Origin of the sequence: Candidatus Kinetoplastibacterium crithidii, assembly GCA_027557655.1 — a bacterium.
Lineage (GTDB): Bacteria > Pseudomonadota > Gammaproteobacteria > Burkholderiales > Burkholderiaceae_B > Kinetoplastidibacterium > Kinetoplastidibacterium crithidii_C.
This window is the reverse complement of the sequence record CP064915.1, coordinates 488,122-507,824: the sequence shown is the minus strand read 5'-3', so window position 1 is coordinate 507,824 and position 19,703 is coordinate 488,122. Positions and strand designations below refer to the sequence as shown.

At 28.5% G+C, this 19,703-nt stretch carries 16 protein-coding genes and 1 pseudogene; 9 read left to right on the top strand and 8 right to left on the bottom strand.

From position 1 onward, the window contains the following. Positions 1–8 precede the first annotated feature (8 nt). The 4 genes from lepB to recO are packed head-to-tail and all read left to right on the top strand — an operon-like array spanning position 9 to position 3,019. The gene (gene lepB / locus I1N47_02365) at positions 9–812 is read left to right on the top strand and encodes a signal peptidase I (GenBank protein WBF65287.1); all 804 of its coding nucleotides are present in this window, start codon (positions 9–11) and stop codon (positions 810–812) included. 1 nt (position 813) lies between these two features. Next, positions 814–1,518, top strand: a complete 705-nt coding sequence (gene rnc / locus I1N47_02360) for a ribonuclease III (protein ID WBF65286.1) — start codon at positions 814–816, stop codon at positions 1,516–1,518. A 6-nt stretch (positions 1,519–1,524) separates the two neighbouring features. Beyond that, on the top strand, positions 1,525–2,421 hold the full coding sequence (era, locus tag I1N47_02355; protein ID WBF65285.1) for a GTPase Era: 897 nt from the start codon (positions 1,525–1,527) through the stop codon (positions 2,419–2,421). After that, positions 2,414–3,019 carry a DNA repair protein RecO gene (recO, locus tag I1N47_02350; protein ID WBF65284.1) on the top strand — a complete coding sequence of 202 codons (606 nt, stop codon included), beginning with the start codon at positions 2,414–2,416 and terminating at the stop codon, positions 3,017–3,019. The genes era and recO overlap by 8 nt, the downstream gene beginning before the upstream one ends. Before the next feature lie 56 nt (positions 3,020–3,075). On the opposite strand, the gene I1N47_02345 is transcribed toward recO, so the two are convergent. From I1N47_02345 to I1N47_02335, 3 genes are all read right to left on the bottom strand, one after another. Next, the gene (locus I1N47_02345; protein ID WBF65283.1) at positions 3,076–3,789 is read right to left on the bottom strand and encodes a Bax inhibitor-1 family protein; all 714 of its coding nucleotides are present in this window, start codon (positions 3,787–3,789) and stop codon (positions 3,076–3,078) included. Between the two features lie 99 nt (positions 3,790–3,888). Further along, positions 3,889–4,335 carry a DNA polymerase III subunit chi gene (locus I1N47_02340; GenBank protein ID WBF65282.1) on the bottom strand — a complete coding sequence of 149 codons (447 nt, stop codon included), beginning with the start codon at positions 4,333–4,335 and terminating at the stop codon, positions 3,889–3,891. Then, positions 4,325–5,809, bottom strand: coding sequence for a leucyl aminopeptidase (locus tag I1N47_02335; protein WBF65281.1), 1,485 nt, complete (start codon positions 5,807–5,809; stop codon positions 4,325–4,327). Before I1N47_02335 ends, I1N47_02340 begins: the two co-directional genes overlap by 11 nt. A gap of 62 nt (positions 5,810–5,871) precedes the next feature. Between I1N47_02335 and I1N47_02330 the strand changes: the two are divergent. Beyond that, positions 5,872–6,766: pseudogene (locus I1N47_02330) on the top strand (hypothetical protein). A gap of 9 nt (positions 6,767–6,775) precedes the next feature. Here I1N47_02330 and I1N47_02325 read toward each other — a convergent pair. Beyond that, complete coding sequence (locus I1N47_02325; protein WBF65280.1) at positions 6,776–7,309, bottom strand: C40 family peptidase; 534 nt, start codon at positions 7,307–7,309, stop codon at positions 6,776–6,778. A 170-nt stretch (positions 7,310–7,479) separates the two neighbouring features. Between I1N47_02325 and I1N47_02320 the strand changes: the two genes are divergently transcribed. Next, positions 7,480–7,881, top strand: coding sequence for a heme-binding protein (locus tag I1N47_02320; protein WBF65279.1), 402 nt, complete (start codon positions 7,480–7,482; stop codon positions 7,879–7,881). A gap of 79 nt (positions 7,882–7,960) precedes the next feature. Then, positions 7,961–9,946, top strand: coding sequence for an acetate--CoA ligase (acs, locus tag I1N47_02315; protein ID WBF65278.1), 1,986 nt, complete (start codon positions 7,961–7,963; stop codon positions 9,944–9,946). An 8-nt stretch (positions 9,947–9,954) separates the two neighbouring features. Here the strand turns inward: acs and I1N47_02310 are convergent, their stop codons facing one another. After that, entirely contained in the window at positions 9,955–11,607 is a 1,653-nt protein-coding gene (locus I1N47_02310) for an electron transfer flavoprotein-ubiquinone oxidoreductase (GenBank protein ID WBF65277.1), read from the bottom strand. A 216-nt stretch (positions 11,608–11,823) separates the two neighbouring features. On the opposite strand from I1N47_02310, the gene I1N47_02305 reads away from it, so the two are divergent. Both I1N47_02305 and eno read left to right on the top strand, forming a co-directional pair. After that, on the top strand, positions 11,824–13,467 hold the full coding sequence (locus I1N47_02305) for a CTP synthase (GenBank protein WBF65276.1): 1,644 nt from the start codon (positions 11,824–11,826) through the stop codon (positions 13,465–13,467). Positions 13,468–13,702: 235 nt separating this feature from the next. Further along, entirely contained in the window at positions 13,703–14,989 is a 1,287-nt protein-coding gene (gene eno, locus I1N47_02300) for a phosphopyruvate hydratase (GenBank protein ID WBF65275.1), read from the top strand. 57 nt (positions 14,990–15,046) lie between these two features. On the opposite strand, the gene I1N47_02295 is transcribed toward eno, so the two are convergent. From I1N47_02295 to I1N47_02285, 3 genes are all read right to left on the bottom strand, one after another. Beyond that, on the bottom strand, positions 15,047–16,258 hold the full coding sequence (locus tag I1N47_02295) for a class I SAM-dependent RNA methyltransferase (protein WBF65274.1): 1,212 nt from the start codon (positions 16,256–16,258) through the stop codon (positions 15,047–15,049). A gap of 29 nt (positions 16,259–16,287) precedes the next feature. Further along, positions 16,288–16,719: a CopD family protein gene (locus I1N47_02290; GenBank protein WBF65273.1), complete on the bottom strand. Its 432-nt coding sequence runs from the start codon at positions 16,717–16,719 to the stop codon at positions 16,288–16,290. A gap of 100 nt (positions 16,720–16,819) precedes the next feature. Continuing rightward, positions 16,820–19,102 (bottom strand): NADP-dependent malic enzyme, encoded by a 2,283-nt coding sequence (locus I1N47_02285; protein ID WBF65272.1) that lies wholly within the window; start codon positions 19,100–19,102, stop codon positions 16,820–16,822. Positions 19,103–19,703: the final 601 nt, after the last annotated feature.

Here is a 19,703-nt window from a genome sequence, read left to right as displayed (position 1 = left end):
TTTTGCAAATGAGTCGTTATTTTTCTATTATTCTGTTCTCTTTATTAGTATTGACAGGTTTTATTTATTTGTTAGAAATTTTTGTTTTTAGTGCTAAACGTAATACTAATCAAGTTTATAAAAAAGTACCATTATGGATAGAATTTTCTATTGCTCTTTTCCCAATGATCTTAATTGTTTTTTTATTAAGATCATTTTGTTTCGAGCCTTTTAGAATTCCGTCTGCATCTATGTTACCAACGTTAAGATCAGGTGATTTTATATTTGTGAATAAATTTATATATGGTATTAAGATACCTATTATAGATTATAAGATAATACCTATCTCCGATCCTTCCAGAGGAGACATAATTGTATTTCGTGATCCCTGGTTGCATAAATTAGATTATATAAAACGTGTTATTGGTATTCCTGGAGATAAAGTTGATTATCATAATAAAAAATTGACTATTAATGATCAAACAATTGTAAATTTAAGAGAAGACTCTTTTTATGATCAAAATTCTAATTTATTGACTAGCATATACAAAGAATTTATAAAACAAGACTATCATTATATTGCATTGCAAGATAATGTTTTTAATTTGTTAAAACCTTCTTGGCATTATCCACATTATCATAATTGTGATTATTATGATAATGGATTAACTTGTATTGTTCCGAATGGTCATTATTTTGTGATGGGTGATAATCGAGATAATAGTTTTGATAGTCGTTATTGGGGATTTGTTCCAGAAAAAAATATAGTTGGCAAGGCATTTTTTATATGGATGAATTTCAAGGATATTACAAGAATAGGTTTTTTAAACTAGCATGACATTATCTAATTTAGAAAGGAATCTTCGATATTATTTCAATGATATATCTTTATTGGAATTAGCATTGACACATCGTAGTTACAGTTCTAACCATAATGAAAGACTAGAATTTCTCGGTGATTCGATATTAAATGCTTCAATAACTATTATATTATTTAATAAATTTATTAATATAGATGAAGGAGTTTTATCGAGATTAAGAGCTAGTTTAGTTCAACAAAATTCTCTGATAAAAATTGCTAATAAATTAAATATATCTCAGTATATAAAGTTGGGTGATGGAGAAATAAAGAGTGGTGGATCTAGGCGTCCTTCTATATTAGCAGATTCTATAGAAGCTATATTTGGAGCTATTTTTCAAGATTCAGGATTTGATATATGTAAAAATATTATAGAATATCAATATCTTGATTTTATAGAAAATTTAGATTTAAGCAATATGGGTAAAGATCCTAAAAGTTTGCTACAAGAATTTTTGCAATCTAAACATATATCATTACCTTCTTATGTAATTGTTAATACTGATGGGTTAGCCCATAATCAAATATTTGAGATAGATTGCATCATTTCAGATTTAAATATTAGAACAAAATCATTTGGTGATACTAGACGTTCAGCAGAACAATTGGCAGCGAGAATGGCACTAGATATAGTAATGAAATCAAATCTTTTTTGCTCAAAAAATAAGAAAAATTATTAGTTAAAAATGAACAATAAATTAAATAGTTACCGTGCAGGATTTATAGGTATAATTGGTCGTCCAAATGTTGGTAAATCAACTCTAAGTAATGTTCTGTTAGGTCATAAGCTTTCTATAGTTTCTAAGAAAGCACAAACTACTCGACATAGAATAAAAGGAGTTCTAACTAGAGATGATGCACAATTTATATTTGTAGATACTCCAGGATTTCAGTTGAAATATTTAAATCCATTAAATAGAATGATGAATAAAATAGTTTCTCAAGAACTATTAGAAGTAGATCTTATTATCCATGTTATTGATTCTGTTAGGTGGTTAGAAGAAGATAGTAGGTTATTGGATATAATACCTAAATCGAAAAAAGTGATTCTGATACTTAATAAAGTTGATTTGCTTAAAAATAAGAGTGAATTACTACCATTTATATCAAAATTAACAAATATTTATTCTTATAGTGGTATTGTTCCTGTTAGTGCTTTAAAAAAGCATAATATAGATGCTTTATTAAATGAAATCGCTTCTCATTTGCCATTACAAGAAAAAATATTTGATGATGACTATTTAACTGATAGATCTACCTCATTTTTTATTTCTGAAATTTTAAGAGAAAAAATATTTAGATTTGTTGGTAATGAAGTTCCATATGAATGTACAACTCTAGTGGAAAAATGGGAAGAAAGACTTAATACTTTATATTTAAGTATGTGTGTAATAGTTGCTAGTACTAATCATAGAGCTATTTTAATTGGTCATCGTGGTGAAAATTTAAAAATAATTGCAACTGCAGCAAGATTAGATATTGAAAAATTTTTAGATAGAAAAGTTTATTTAGATGTTTATATAAAAGTTAAAAAAAAATGGTTAAATGATAAGAATTCTTTAATAAGTTTTGGTTATGAATAAAAAAAATCTTCGTATAAAGGAAGATATTGGCTATATACTGCATAGTATTTCTTGGAAGGAAACATCTTTAATAATTAAGGTTTTTTCTCGTGAATATGGCTGTATAAATATGGTAGCCAAAGGAGCTAAAAGACCTTATTCCCAGCTTAGACCTGTTTTGTCTAAGTTTACTCCATTATTATTAAGATGGACTGGAAAATCTGAGGTAAAAACTTTGGTAAAGGCAGACTTAAATGGAATAATTTCTTTGCCTGGGAAGTTTTTAATATTAGCATGGTATTTAAATGAGTTAATTTTATCTTTTTTACCCAAAGAAGATTCTCATCCTATTCTATTTGATGCATATCATGATTCGCTATTAAAATTCTGTGATAATCATGAAAAAAATAATAGTTATATTTCTAGTATATTAAGGCATTTTGAATGGATTTTACTTAAGGAAACAGGTTATGGTTTTGATCAAAAAGAACCTGATTTTTCTAATCTTTTAGAAAATTCTTTTATCAATCAATCTATATCAGATCGTATAGAAACTTATTTATATGGAAGAACTTTGTATAGTAGAAAAATTTTAAAAGATCTAAAATGTTTTCTTTAAAATAGAGCCCACTATTATCTTAAACAAAAAATTGTTTGTGGGCTCTATTACTTGTTTTATTCTTTATTATTATTATTGAAAAAACCTATTATGACTAACAAGTTACTGAATACATTATATATATCCAGATATAAGGCTAAGGTTGCAGATATATAATTTGTTTCTCCATTATTTATGATTCTGTGGATATCAATTAGCATAAAAGAAGAGAAAACTATAATTGAGAGCATACATATTGTTAATGTCATAGCACTCATCTGTAGAAAAATATTTGCAATTATAGATAACAGCAGTACTATTGCACCTATAGTCATAAATCTTTCTAAACTGGACAAATCTCTTTTTACAGTATGTGCAATAAAAGTCATAAAGCAGAATATTGCAGCAGTTCCTCCGAATGCCATCGCTACTATTTTTGAGCCATTATGCATTCCTATTACTACTCCTAATAGTCTTGAAAGCATTATTCCCATAAAGAAAGTAAATAATAGTAGAAATAATATCCCAGTAGAATTATTTTTATTTTTTTCTATGCAGGACATGAGAGTAAAAGAGCCTATAAAAAATATCAAAGTAGACAATCCAGGACTAGATAGCATTCCATAATTTAGTCCAGAAAGCATTCCGAACATAGATCCTAAAACAGTAGGTATTAGAGATATAGCTAGTAGCAAATAAGTGTTCTTCAGGACTTTATTGTGCTTTATTATATTGTTCTTTGTAGCTACGCTACCGTTATTATCAAATTTAGAGTATTGATAATTATTCATATGCAACTCCTAATTGGTAGTAGTCATTTATTTGTAGAATTTTTTTTAAAATTGTAATGTTATTATCTTAATTGAATCTGTTTATTATTTTAATTTATTTTAAGTAGGAATCTTAAAAGGTTTTCCCTTTACAATATGGCCATTCTTTTTATAGAATTTCCACTTAAGTCGTGCTTTTGCACGATCATCTTCATCTTTTGATACTATTTCTATAAGATGATCAAATTGATCATAGTGTTGTGGATAATTGTTAGATAAATTCACTATGTATGATAAATAATTTTTGTTGGTTTTGTCAATACATTTTAATTCAAATAAATCTTTAGTAGTAATGATTAATTTTGTATTATTTTTATTACAGTTATCGCTTATGCAGTGGGGTATAAATGATATATCATCAAAAGACCATAGTAATTTATCTATTGTATGCGCTGTTTCTTTATCTTCACAAAATACTATAATACTACTTGTCATATAAATTTCTTTGATTATATGACAAGTAGATAATAATTTATTATTGATATCAAATACAAAATCAATTTGCATTTGTTTTATCTAATAAAAATTGAGTAATCAAGGCAACTGGTCTTCCAGTAGCCCCTTTTTTGTTAGCTTTATCCCAAGCTGTACCTGCTATATCAAGATGAACCCACTTATATTTGTCGACAAATTCTGATAAAAAACAGGCAGCAGTTACACATCCAGCAGAATAACCGCCAGTATTTTTTATATCTGCAAAATCTGATTTTAATTGTTCTTTGTATGCATTATCTAATGGCATTTCCCATACATAGTCTAAAACTTTTTTGCTAGATGAAAATATTAGATCTGTAGTTTCTTTATCATTGGAGAATAAAGCTGTTCTAACGCTCCCCAGTGATACAACACAGGCCCCTGTTAAAGTTGCCATATCTATTACTAGACAAGGATCATATTTTTTTGCATAAGTCAGTGCATCACATAACACTAGTCTTCCTTCTGCATCTGTATTTATTATTTCTATTGTTTTACCAGACATGCTTTCTATTACATCACCAGGTTTATTAGCACTTCCACTAGGCATGTTTTCACAAGCTGGTATTAATCCGATAATATTATGATTGATTTTTAGTCTTGCAATTGCTTTCATTATGCCTAGAACTGCAGCTGCTCCACACATATCATATTTCATTTCTTCCATTGAGGATGAAGGCTTAAGAGATATTCCTCCAGAATCGAACGTTATTCCTTTTCCTATAATTATAATTGGTTGCTCTTTAGTTTTATTGGATTGATATGTAATCTCTATAAATTTCAATGGTTCAAGAGAGCCTTTGGCAACAGACATAAAAGATTTCATGCCTATTTTACTAATGTCTTCAATATCTAATATATTAGTTTTTATAGATGAGAATTCTTGCTCTAATTTTTTCGCTTCATTTGCTAAATAAGTTGGTGTACATATATTACTAGGTAGATTTCCTAGTTGTTTTGCTAAATATATTCCCTCAGATATTGAAGTGCCTTCTAAGAGACACCTATCTATATCTTTTAGGTTACTATCTATCATAAATACAATTTTTTTTAACTCAACAGTTTTTTCAATATTTCTTATTGTAGATGTGTATCTATAGTTATATCCTTTTGCTGTTATTATGGAGTTTTTAATAAATAATATACTGTCTTTCGCGTCAGCTTCTAACGCAATGGTTGAGTAGCATTCTTTTATTTGATACTTAATACATGTCTTAACTAATGACTCTTCAGCTATATTATGTTCTTCTAATGAATACTTATCATTGTTGCCAAGACCTATAATTACAATGCTTTTTGCTTTAATATTTGGTATGTTGTATAAAACGATGCTACTTCCTAGTGTTGCATTGAAATTATCTAATATTTGTTTTAGGAAACCATTGCTTTTTTCATTTATTTCTTTTGCAGATGAAGTTAGAATATTATTTTTATATATACCTATACCTAATGATTCCGTGTCTATATTTGATATATCTGTAGTTTTATTTTCTATATAAATTTCCATATTATGTTTCTCTAGATTATAGTAATTAAACAAATTTAACATATCTTTTTTATTTTTAGAAAATATCAATTTTTAAAAAATCATTTTTTCATGAAATAAATAAAAATTTTATAGTTACTTTATCAATTTTAATTGTTAGTTGGTTTTCTATAATTATAATACGTATAATTAAATATAATAATTGATTCATCGATCAATATTATATTTTCTTTATAAATATTATAACTGCATTACCGATAATGATGATTCTTTCATTATTTTTATCATCAATTGTTTATAGGAATATAGAACATGTTCAAAATCATTATTTAGAAAATTCTAATTTATACAAGTTATCTTTTGGTAATTTTATTTATGCTAATAATACAATGTTTTTTGCTGGTAATTTAAATAAAAATAATAAATTCAGTAATGTTTTTGCAAGATTAATAAGTATGGATTTATTTTAATGATTGCAAAATATTTAAAGATAGATAAATTGTTAGATTGTAATAATTTTTTTTATTATGAAGGATGTAAAAATTATAAATATTGGGAGTCATTCTTCTGAAATAATATTTTCAAATTTTGATGAATATAAAGTTTGTTTAGATGAGTTTTATAAAATTAATACTATTTCTAGTTGTTCCATAAATAATTTGAAGACGTTTCTATAAAAACTTTTTTTGAAAATAGTAATTTATCTTAGTCTTATATAGTAGTAGGTCGTATTTTTATACCTATGGTTGCATTAAATTTGTCAATTTTAGCTATCATATTAGGTAAAATAAACAATAGTAATAAAAATCTATTAATTTTTTATTTGTATTATTAACACTAATATATTTAAATTTTGTTCGTTTGTTTCAACTGCTAATTTTATGAAATGTTATTGGGGTTTTGTCTGGTTTAATTCTGCCTCATATTATGATTTGTTTTTTATATTTAGTATTGGTAAAATCTATAATACTATTGTAAGTTAAATTTTCAATAACATATTCTACGGGATGTTATGTATTTTTTTGACCAATATTCGCTATTTATATAATCAAATTTGATTTTTTTGCCAGTTCTTGGGGCGTGTATAAAAATATCATCTTTTACATAAATACCAACATGTAATTGATTGTAGTTTGTTTTGAAAAACACTAAGTCTCCAGTTCGTATTTTTTTCTTAGAGATTGATTTTCCAACCTTAATTAGTTTCTTAGTGGTTCTTGGTAAATCTAGATTTAATGATTTTTTTGCACAGTAATATACTAAACCACTACAGTCAAAACCTTTTTGAGGCAATGATCCACCATAAACATATTTTTTATTTAATTGTTTTAATGCTTCTTTTGCAAATATAATATTTTTTTTATCACTAGTTGGCAAAACAATCTTTTTTGGAAGATAGCATTTCTTCCTTGGATTTTCTTGTATACAACAAGAAGATATATTAATACAAATAATTAAGAGGAATATTTTCTTAATTATTATTCTTATGCTAGAAACATTCAAAATAGTGTAGTCTATCAAAACTAGAATAGTAGAATAAATGTATATTATATAAATGAAATTTGCTATGGTAAAGGAAATCGAGATAATTAGTTATTAGCAAAATATTCTATTTTTACATGTTATGGGTTGATGACAATTTCTTTTATTATCTTAATAATTAAAACTTTAACATTATATCGGGAGTTTTTATGAAAACTAAAGTTATTTTAAGTAGTTGTGATGTAAAAAAAATTATATCTGCAGCAGAAGATTACGCTGTTAAAAACAATTGGAAAGTTACAATTGCTGTTGTCGATGATGGAGGTCATTTGCTTGGAATGTCTAGAATGGATGATGCGCCAACAATATCATCTTATATTGCTTCAGCAAAGGCAAAAACCTCATCTCTTGCTAGACGTGAGTCTAAAATATATGAAGATATTATAAATAATGGTCGTTATTCATTTCTTTCTGCTCCTAATTTAGAGGGTATGCTAGAAGGTGGCTTACCAATTATTATAGATGGCAATGTTGTTGGAGGCATAGGAGTTTCTGGGGCAAAATCAGATGAGGATGTTGATATAGCCAGAGCTGGATTATTGTCGTTATAACATTCATATTAATTTTTTTAATATCATAAATGGAGGATTATATTGAATATTGCCATAATTAATAATTGGAGACATTGTTATGTCTAATCATATAGAATCTGTTTTGATTGAGGACAGGGTTTTTGATCCTAAACATGATAATATTAAAAAAAATCATTTTTTTATTAAAGATTTAGATTCTTATAAATCCTTGTGTTTAGAATCAGAAAATGACTATAAGTCGTTTTGGAAAAAATATGCTTTAGATTTTCTAACTTGGCATAAGTTATTTACAAATGTTTTAGATGAGTCAGAAGCACCTCATTATAAATGGTTTCCAGATGGTGAAATAAATGTCTCATTTAATTGTCTTGATATTAATTTAATCGATGAAAATAAAAATAAAACAGCTATTATTTTTGAGTCAGATGATGGAAAAGTAGAAAAGATCAGCTATATAGAGTTGTTTCGGCGTGTTTGTAAATTTGCTAATGGTCTTAAAAAATTGGGATATAGTATTGGGGATAGGTGCATCATATATATGCCTATGTCTATAGAAGTGGTTGTGGCTATGCAAGCATGTGCGAGATTAGGCATAATAATTTCAGTTGTTTTTGGCGGGTTTTCTTCTAAAAGTCTTCATGAAAGAATTATTGATATTGGTGCTTCATTAGTTATAACAGCTGATAGTCAAAGACGTGGTGGAAAATTTATACCACTGAAAGTTACAGTAGATGATGCAATTGAGATGGGTGGATGTGAGGGCATAAGAAATATTATTGTTTATAAACGTGCAGGCAATAGTATTAGTTGGAATATAGATCGTGATTTATGGATGTCTGATGTTGAGGATGAGCAGTTAGATTATTGTGAGCCTACTTTTGTTAATTCAGAACATCCTTTGTTTATTTTATATACATCAGGTTCTACAGGAAAACCTAAAGGAGTACAGCATTCATCAGCTGGTTATTTGCTTTGGTCTAAAATGAGCATGAATTGGACTTTTAATGCTAGTGGTAGTGATATATTTTGGTGTACTGCAGATATTGGCTGGATTACTGGACATACTTATATATCGTATGCTCCCTTAGCTTTAGGTATGACTCAAGTTATCTTTGAAGGTATTCCAACTTATCCTGATTCTGGAAGATTTTGGAAGATGATATCTGATCATAAAGTTAGCATATTTTATACGGCTCCTACTGCTATAAGATCATTAATAAAATCATCTTCTAGTGATGAAGAAATTCATCCTAAGAATTTTGATTTAAGCAGTTTGCGTATAATAGGTTCAGTTGGAGAGGCTATTAATCCGGAAACTTGGTTGTGGTACTATAAAAATGTTGGTAGAGAAAAATGTTCTATCGTTGATACTTGGTGGCAAACTGAGACAGGTGGCCATATGATAACACCGATACCTGGTGTTACTCCATTAAAGCCAGGATCCTGCACATTGCCTTTACCAGGTATATCTGCTTCAGTAGTAGATGAAACAGGTGAAGATGTATTACCTGGTAAAGGTGGATTTTTAGTAATAAAAAGACCATGGCCTGGTATGATAAGAAACATATGGAATGATCCAGAAAGATTTAAATCTAGTTATTTCCCAGAAGAATTAAAAGGTTATTATTTAGCTGGAGATGGAGCTCAAAAAGATAATGATAATTATTTTTGGATTTTAGGCCGTATTGATGATGTTTTAAATGTATCAGGTCATCGTCTTGGAACAATGGAAATTGAGTCAGCTTTAGTATCTCATGAGTTAGTGTCTGAGGCAGCAGTAGTAGGGCGTCCTGATATAACAACAGGAGAAGCAGTAGTGGCTTTTGTTGTATTAAAAGATAAACAACCTGAAGGAGAAGAGGCAATAAGGATAGCAAAACAATTGCGAGATTGGGTAGCCAAAGAAATAGGTCCTATAGCCAAACCAAAAGATATTAGATTTGGTGATAATTTACCAAAAACTCGTTCTGGTAAAATAATGAGGAGATTATTACGTTTGACAGCTAATGGAGAGCAGATAACACAGGATATATCTACTTTAGAAAATATCCATGTATTAAAAAATTTATCAACAGTATTATAATTTAATATTTACATGCCATCATATATTGGACCTTCACCTCCTTGAGGTGGAGTCCAGATTATATTTTGATTTGGATCTTTGATATCACAAGTTTTACAATGTATGCAGTTTTCTGCCTCTATCACAAAATTAAATTTGTTATTGTTATCTTTTTCAAATTTATATACTCCTGCTGGACAATATCTAACTTCTGGTGCTCCGTATTTTATTAAATTAGTTTTTATTGGAATATTTATATCAATTATTTTCAAATGTACTGGTTGGTTTTTTTGATGATATGTATTTGATAATTGTACCGAACTTTCTTTATCAAATATTAATATATTGTCAGCTTTAGGGTATTTTATATACTTGCTATATTTTTTATCATTAAGGCACATATGATCTTCTTTATGATTTTTAAGATCAAATTTGAATTTTTCTTTCAAAATCTTTTGTTCTATAAAATTCATTATACATCCTATCAATTTTGGCTTTTTATTCCATAGTTTAAAATTTCTAGATAAATATAATTCTTTGTATAACCATGATTTTTTAAAGAAATAATCATATCGTATAAGATCATTATTGATTGATGGTTCTGATGATAAATAATTATCCATTATTGTTTCTGCAGCTAGCATTCCACTTTTTATGGCAGTATGTACTCCTTTTAATTTCGATGAATTTAAGAACCCAGCCTCACATCCTACTAATAGCCCTCCAGGAAACGATGTTTTAGGTAATGAAAGTAGGCCACCATTTGTTATGCTTCTGGCACCATAGGATAGTCTCTTTCCGCTCTTTAATATATTAGAAATTAGTTTATGTGATTTATAGTTTTGGAATTCTTCAAAGGGAGAAAACCATGTATTCTTATAATCCAAGTCTATGACCATTCCTATTGAGACTATATTTTTTTTTAGAAAATATAAAAAAGCTCCTCCAGAAGCTTTTTTATTTAATGGCCATCCTATAGTATGTATTACATTTCCTTGAGAATAGTCTTGACTCTCTATTTGCCAGTGTTCTTTTATGCCTATTGAGTATGTTTGTGAGTTTTTTAAATTATCTAATTTAAATTTTTTTATTATTTCTTTTCCTAAATGTCCTCTTGATCCTTCTGCTAATATTGTATATTTTGCTTGTATTTTTAAGCCTTCTTGGAAAGTATTGCTTTTTTGACCATATTTATTTATTCCAAAATCACCAGTTTTTATCCCACATACTTCTTCATTTTTGTTATATAAAATATTTTTTGCTGTAAATCCTGTAAAAATATCAACATCTAATTCTTCTGCTTTTTTCCCTAGCCATTTTACTAGATATCCTAATCTTACTAGATAGCAATTTGTGTTTATTAGGCATTTTGGTATAAGTATGTTTGATATTTTAAAACTTCGGTTTTTAGTTAAATAAAAAAAACTTTCATTTAAAACTGGGTCTAGAATATCATTATTTTCTATATTATCATCTGGCAATAATTCTTTTAAAGATCTTATATCTACAATAGCCCCTGATATAATATGAGAACCTAATTCAGGTGATTTTTCTATTATACAAATATTGAGTTTTTTATTTTTTTTTTTAGATAATTGTTTTAAGTGTATGGCTGTAGCTATACCTGCAGGTCCGCCTCCAACAATTAACACATCATAATTTATGGTATCATTTTCTGACATTATATGCATTTTCTCCAGAAAATATATTATTGCTAATAGTTTATATTTGTTTGTTCGTGCATTCCATTTTATCCTAATATTATTGTTTTATGTATCATTAATATTATCTTGGTTGTTATTGATCGTAGTCTCTAGTGTATAATGTTAATTTTAATTATATGCTTTATTTTTTATTTTGTAATTTTATAAGCATATCGTGTGTCTATTGGGAACATAATGACTAAATACGTTTTTATAACAGGGGGAGTAGTATCTTCACTTGGTAAAGGAATAGCAGCAGCTTCTCTAGCTGCTATTTTGGAATCTCGCGGTTTGAATGTCACCATGCTGAAATTAGATCCTTATATAAATGTTGATCCTGGTACTATGAGTCCATTTCAACATGGTGAGGTTTTTGTTACTGAAGATGGAGCAGAAACTGATTTGGATTTAGGACATTATGAACGTTTTATATCAACAAGAATGACAAAACTAAATAATTTTACTACTGGTAGAATATACGAATCAGTTTTGAAAAAGGAACGTCGTGGTGATTATTTAGGTAAAACGGTCCAAGTAATTCCTCATATTACAAATGAAATACAAGAGTTTATTATTAAAGGAGTTGAATCTAGTTTTAATGGAAAGGCAGATATTGCTATTATTGAAATTGGTGGTACAGTTGGAGATATAGAATCCTTACCATTTTTAGAATCTGTAAGGCAAATGAGTTTGCTTATGGGCAAGCACAATTCTGCATTTGTTCATCTTACATTAGTTCCTTCTGTATTTCCTGCTGGAGAACTTAAAACTAAGCCAACACAACATTCTGTTCAGAAGTTAAGAGAAATTGGTATACATCCTGACTTACTTCTATGTAGGGCTGATAGAATTATACCTGAAGAAGAAAGAGCAAAAATTTCAATGTTTTCGAATGTTTCTATGGAGTCAGTAATTTCTGTTTGGAATGTAGATTCTATTTATAAAATACCATTAATGTTACATGAACAAGGAGTTGATAGTATAATTTGTGATGTCTTATCTTTAAGACCAAATGTAGCTGATTTAACTATTTGGAAAAAATTAATTAGTACTATAGAAAACCTAGAGCATAATATTACGCTTGGTTTAGTTGGGAAGTACGTTGATTTTACAGAGTCGTATAAATCTCTTATAGAAGCAATAGCACATGCTGGAATACATACTAACTCTAAAATAATAATAAGGTATATTGATTCTGAAGATTTAGAAAATAATGGAATAGGTGCTTTAGATAATTTAGATGCTATATTAATTCCTGGAGGTTTTGGTAAGAGAGGAATAGAGGGTAAAATTTTAGCAACCAAGTATGCAAGAGAGAATAATATTCCTTTCTTAGGAATATGTCTTGGCATGCAAGTTGCTGTAATAGAATATGCTCGCAATATTGCAAATTTATCAGGTGCTAATAGTACAGAGTTTGATAAAAATACTCAATATCCTGTAGTAGCTTTAGTTGAAGAGTGGGTTAATGGTGAAGGTAGCACTGAAATACGTAATTCTTTGTCTGATTTAGGGGGAACTATGCGTAAAGGATTACAACATATTTCAATAAGACCGAATACTATAGCATTTGATATTTATGGTTCGGATGCTTATGAACGTCATCGTCATAGATATGAGGTAAATAATTCTTATATAGAAGTTTTAGAAGAAAATGGTTTAATCTTTAGTGGGGAAACTATTAAAGATAAATTACAAGAAATTATAGAACTGCCTAGTCATTGTTGGTTTGTTGGGGTTCAATTTCATCCAGAATTTAATTCTAACCCAAGAGACGGACATCCTTTATTTATTGGCTTTATAAATGCCGCAATTAGGATGAAAAACATTGAGAAATAATCGTTTTTTATTGTGAATTATATATTACTATTTTAAGACTAAATTTTCTTTAATTTGAATATTAGAGATAATGTTATTTTTTTGTCAGGTATTTTAGTGTTATTGCAAATGCATATATTTATGCATATAGAAAAATAGATCAAATTGCAATTTTATTTAATAATTTATATTCTTATTATTAATAGATCTTTGATGTTTTTTAGTATTTTTATATTATTGTTTAGGAATAAGTATTATGAGTGCAATTATTGATATTGTTAGCAGAGAGATTCTTGATTCCCGTGGAAATCCTACAGTTGAATGTGATGTAATTTTAGAAAGTGGTGCTATTGGTAGAGCATCTGTGCCTTCTGGAGCATCTACAGGGACACGTGAGGCTATAGAACTTAGAGATAATGATGTAAATAGATATATGGGTAAAGGAGTTCTTAAAGCTATAGAGCATATAAATTCTGATATCAGCGAAGCGATAATAGGTTTAGATGCTTATGAACAATCTTTCATAGATAAAATAATGATAGATTTAGATGGAACAGAAGATAAAAGTAGATTAGGAGCTAATGCTATTTTAGCGGTTAGTATTGCTATCGCTCGTGCAGCATCTGACGAATCTGGTCTTCCACTATATCGTTATCTTGGGGGTAGTGGTCTAATGAGTATGCCTGTTCCAATGATGAATGTTATTAATGGAGGAGCTCATGCCAATAATAATTTAGATTTGCAGGAATTTATGATACTGCCGATTGGAGCTAGTAGTTTTCAGGATGCATTACGTTGGGGTGCTGAAATTTTTCATACTTTAAAGAAAATTATTATTGCAAATGGCATGTCTATCGCAGTTGGAGATGAAGGAGGTTTTGCTCCTAATGTTAGTAATAATGAAGAAGCTATTAAATTAATATTAAAAGCAATTAGTGAAGCAGGATATGAGCCAGGAACACAAGTATGTTTGGGTTTAGATTGTGCTAGTTCTGAATTCTATCGTAATGGGAAATATAGTCTTTATGGAGAAAATAATATTTCTCTAAATTCTAAAGAATTTGCTGATTTCCTTGGTAATTTATGTGATAAATATCCTATTATTTCTATTGAGGATGGGATGTCTGAAAATGATTGGGATGGTTGGGAAATATTAACAAATCAATTGGGTAGGAATATTCAATTAGTTGGAGATGATTTGTTTGTTACTAATACTAAAATTTTAAGAGAAGGAATAAAAAAGGGAATTGCAAATTCTATTCTGATTAAGATTAATCAGATAGGAACCTTGACTGAAACTTTTGCAGCTATAGATATGGCAAAAAAAGCTGGATATACGTCAGTCATTTCTCATAGATCCGGAGAAACAGAAGATTCTACGATTGCTGATATAGCTGTAGCTTCAAATGCAATGCAGATTAAAACTGGTTCATTATCAAGATCTGATAGAATGGCTAAATATAATCAGTTATTGCGTATAAATGAAGAACTATCTAGTGTTGCGATTTATCCTGGTAGAGATGCTTTTTATAATATAAGCTAATATCAATAATAAAGTAAGGTCAACTCAATATTTATATGATAAGAGTTGACCTTATTGCTATTTTGCTGTTCTATAGCTATTTTTTACTATTTCAAATTTAAATAACCTACATTCTAATTTTCCATTAAAAATAGGAATTTTTCTTTTAGGTTTTAAACGCATTTTGCTGGGTAGTGACATATCATTAGAAATTATATTAAGGTCCCAGTTAAAGAAGTTTTCTTTTAAATTATGAGACCAAGAATACCATATATCTTCATTATCAGTTCTTTCTCCATAAGGAGGATTCGTTACTATAAATCCCTCATTATGAGTTGATATTTTGATATTACAAGCATCTTCTTGTATAAATTTTATATTATTATTATTATTTATTCCTGATCTATCTAAATTGATCTTAGCATATTCTATGACTGTTTTATCTATGTCACAACCAATTAATTCTACTTGAATATTTCTTTTTATATTATCTTTTGCTTCTTTTAAGATATCAATCCAATTAGAATTATTATAGAAATTTAATTTTTCGAAAGCAAATTTTCTCGATATACCAGGAGGAATAGAGCAGGCTATATATGCTGCTTCTATGATTATAGTGCCACTACCACAAAAAGGATCTAGTAAAGGATATTGTGGAGTCCATCCTGATAGTGCCAGTAATCCAGCTGCTAAATTTTCCTTTATTGGAGCTGTTCCTTTATCCAATCTCCAACCTCTTTTAAATAGAGATTCTCCAGAGGAATCTATATATAAGGTAAATGTATTTTGTCTTATATATGCATATATTTGTATATCAGGATTCTGTTTGTCTATGTTTGGCCTGGCATTATATACTTTTCTGAAATAATCGCATATGCCATCTTTTATCAACAGATTACAATATTGAATACTTTGAAATTTGGTATTATATCCAATAGTTTTTATTTTTATTGTTCTTTTTAAGTCAAACCATTCATCCCATTTAATTTTGGTGGAAATATCTAATATATCTTTCTCTGCATAAATTATATTTTTTTCAATTTGAAGTAAAATTCTAGATGATATCCTTGTATATAAGTTAGCATATTGTATACCTCGCAAATTACTTTCAAAGGTGCATCCTGACTTTTCAATTGCAATATTCTGGAAACCAATTGTTTTCAATTCTTCTAATAGTTTTTCTTCTAGACCATACGTACATACAGCAAAAACAGTAAAAACTTTTCCATCAGAAAAATTATTATATTGTTTCTTATTTTGAAAATTATTACTGTTATGTGTACCTAACATTTTTGACTTCTTTTAATATCTTGTTATATTTAGAATGGTTTTATAGTCACTAAAGTTAATATTGCAATTAAAAAAATTAATGGTATTTCATTAAACACTCTATAAAAATTATGACTTTTTTTATTTGAACCTTTTTCAAAATTTTCGATCATTTTGTTACATATTTGTTGATATACAAAAGCCATAAATACAATTATAAGCTTTAGATACATCCATTTATGATGATCCTCAATATTTTGTTCTATAGGATTTTTGGATATATATAGTATTATTCCAGAAATTATTACTCCAATACTTAAAAAATACATAAAATTATATAAACGTTTAGCCATTCCTATAAGGCAATGTTTAATATTATCTTCATCTTGTTGTGCTATATTTACAAATATACGAGGCAGATAAAATAATCCTGCAAACCATGATATTGTTATTGTCATGTGAATAATAATAAATAATGGCATAAATATATTTTATCCTAAATTAAATTATTTATATAAAAAGAAATGGGCTATGCATAAAAAAGGATCTCTATATTTTATGCATAGCCTAATAATAGAAAAATTATGTTTTATTTTTTTCTTTTTGAGCATCAATCACAGCTAAAACTGTCATATTGATTATTCTTCTTACGGTTGAACTATTCGTCAAAATGTGGACTGGTCTAGATGATCCTAATAATATAGGACCAACAGTTATACCGTTACTGCCGGTCATTTTGAGTAAGTTATGAGCAATATTTCCTGCATCTAAATTAGGCATTATTAAAAGATTTGCAACACCCTTAAGGTTGTTATCTGGATAAGAAATATTTCTTATTTTTTCAGATAAAGCAGAATCAGCATGCATTTCTCCTTCTACTTCTAATTCTGGTTCTAATCTTCTTATTATTTTTAATGCCTCTGACATTTTTTGTGAGGATTTGCTGATTTGGCTACCAAAATTAGAATGAGACAATAATGCTACTTTAGGAGTGAAACCAAAATTGAGCATTTTTTGTACAGCTTGTATAGCTATATTAGCAATTTCTTGAGAATTAGGGTCCTCATTAACTTGAGTATCTGCAATAAATAATGTTTGATTTGGTAACATTAATATATTCAGGGCTGCATATGTATTATTTGATTCTTTTCCGATTACTTCATCTATGTATTTTAATTGATTATTGTACTTTGTTGTAACTCCACATAGCATTGCATCAGCATCACCTCTTTTGAGAAGCATAGCTCCTATAAGAGTATTATGTTTTCTGATCATAGATTTAGCAATATCTGGAGTTACTCCATCTCTACATTTTAATTTATAATAACTAGTCCATAGATCTTTAAATCTAATATCATCTTCTGGATTAACTATTTCTAAATCATTATTTATATTGATTCGCAAACCCAATTTTTTTATTCGCATTTCTATTACTGATGACCTACCTATTAGTATAGGATATGCTAATTTTTCATCTATTATCGTTTGTACCGCTCTTAATACTCTTTCATTTTCACCATCAGCATAAATTACTCTCTTAAGATCTTTTTGTGCTTGTTCAAATAAAGGAAGCATTAGTTGACCAGAATGATAAACGTAAGATGCTAATTTTTGTTTATAAGCTTCTAAATTTTTTATAGGTCTTTTAGCAACACCTGATTCTTGAGCTGCTTTTGCAACAGCTGGTGCTATATGTACTATTAATCTAGGGTCAAACGGTTTAGGTATTATATATTCTGGACCGAAAGACAGATTTTGACCAGAATAGGCAGAAGCTACTTCATCATTTTGTTCTGCTTGCGCTAAATCAGCTATAGCCCTAACAGTAGCCATCTTCATTTCTTCTGTAATTTGTGAGGCTCCGCAATCCAGGGCTCCTCTAAAGATGAAGGGGAAACATAAAACATTATTTACTTGGTTAGGATAATCTGACCTTCCTGTGGCTATTATGCAATCTGGTCTAACTTCTTTAGCTAGCGTTGGTAATATTTCTGGTTCTGGGTTTGCTAAAGCCAAAATAAGAGGTTTATTAGCCATAGTTTTAACCATTTCAGGAGTTAAAACTTTTGCTGCAGAGCAGCCTAAGAATACGTCTGCATTTTTTACAACATCGGCTAGAGTTCTTGAGGAAGTTTTTTTAGCATACCTACGCTTATTAATTTCCATGTTTTCATCTCTGCCTTCCCATATAACTCCACGAGAATCTACTACATAGATATTTTCAATTTTTGCTCCTAACCTTACTAAAAGGTCTAGACATGAAATAGCAGCAGCACCAGCTCCAGAACAAGCTATTTTAACATCCTCTATTTTTTTGTTTACTACCTTAAGGCCATTTAGAATAGCAGCAGATGATATTATTGCAGTACCATGTTGATCATCATGGAAAACTGGTATTTTCATTTTTTCTCTGAGTTTCTTCTCAATATAAAAACATTCTGGTGCTTTTATATCTTCGAGATTAACACCACCTAATGTGGGTTCTAAGGCTGATATTATATCTACAAGTTTGTCTGGATCATTTTCTGCTAGTTCAATATCAAAAACATCAATTCCAGCAAATTTCTTAAATAAACATCCTTTGCCTTCCATTACTGGTTTTGATGCCAAAGGCCCTATATTACCTAGACCTAAAACTGCTGTGCCATTTGTAATTACTCCGACTAAGTTAGATCTGGAGGTATACATTGAAGCAGCACTGTCTCCAGAGTTAAAAATCGCCATACAAGCAGCAGCTACTCCGGGAGAGTAGGCTAAAGATAAATCATCTTGATTAGCTAATGTTTTAGTAGGAGTGACAGATATTTTTCCTGGAGTAGGAAAAGCATGATATTCTAATGCTCTTTGATTTAAATTTTCATCCATATTTTTTACACTTTGTTGAAAGTTTTATAATAAAGTTCTTAGACAGCTTGACGATACTATATAAATAGCAAATTAGTATTTTATACAAACTGTTACCAATATTTGATTAAAAATTAATCTCTTAATTTATAATTTTATAATTATAGCCGACTATAAATGCTAACATATTTGATTAATATTTAGTTTTACGAAAAATTTTATTATCTCATAAATATTCTTTCTTCATAAGAAATTCTTTCTTCATAAGAACTTTTAAAAATTAAGTAATTTTATTTGTTTGTTTAATTACAATTATATTAACAATGTTTTCTTATGCTATAAAGTCATTTCTTATACTATAAAATTATAATTGTTTATTTATGATGCGTCATTTGATAATTCATTATTAATAAGTTTTATGTTTTTTGTTGTTTTATGATGTTAATCAGTATACCTATAATGCTGAATTCCTGATATTTAAGCATTTTTTTGTGTACAATAATTGTTGTAATAAGTAGTTATAAAGTTATAACTAATGAGTTATAATTAATGTGCTAGTTATTTTAGCCTTAGTGGCTTTTAAAATTTACATGCCTTCTGCCCATTGCTATCCGCTGAACGG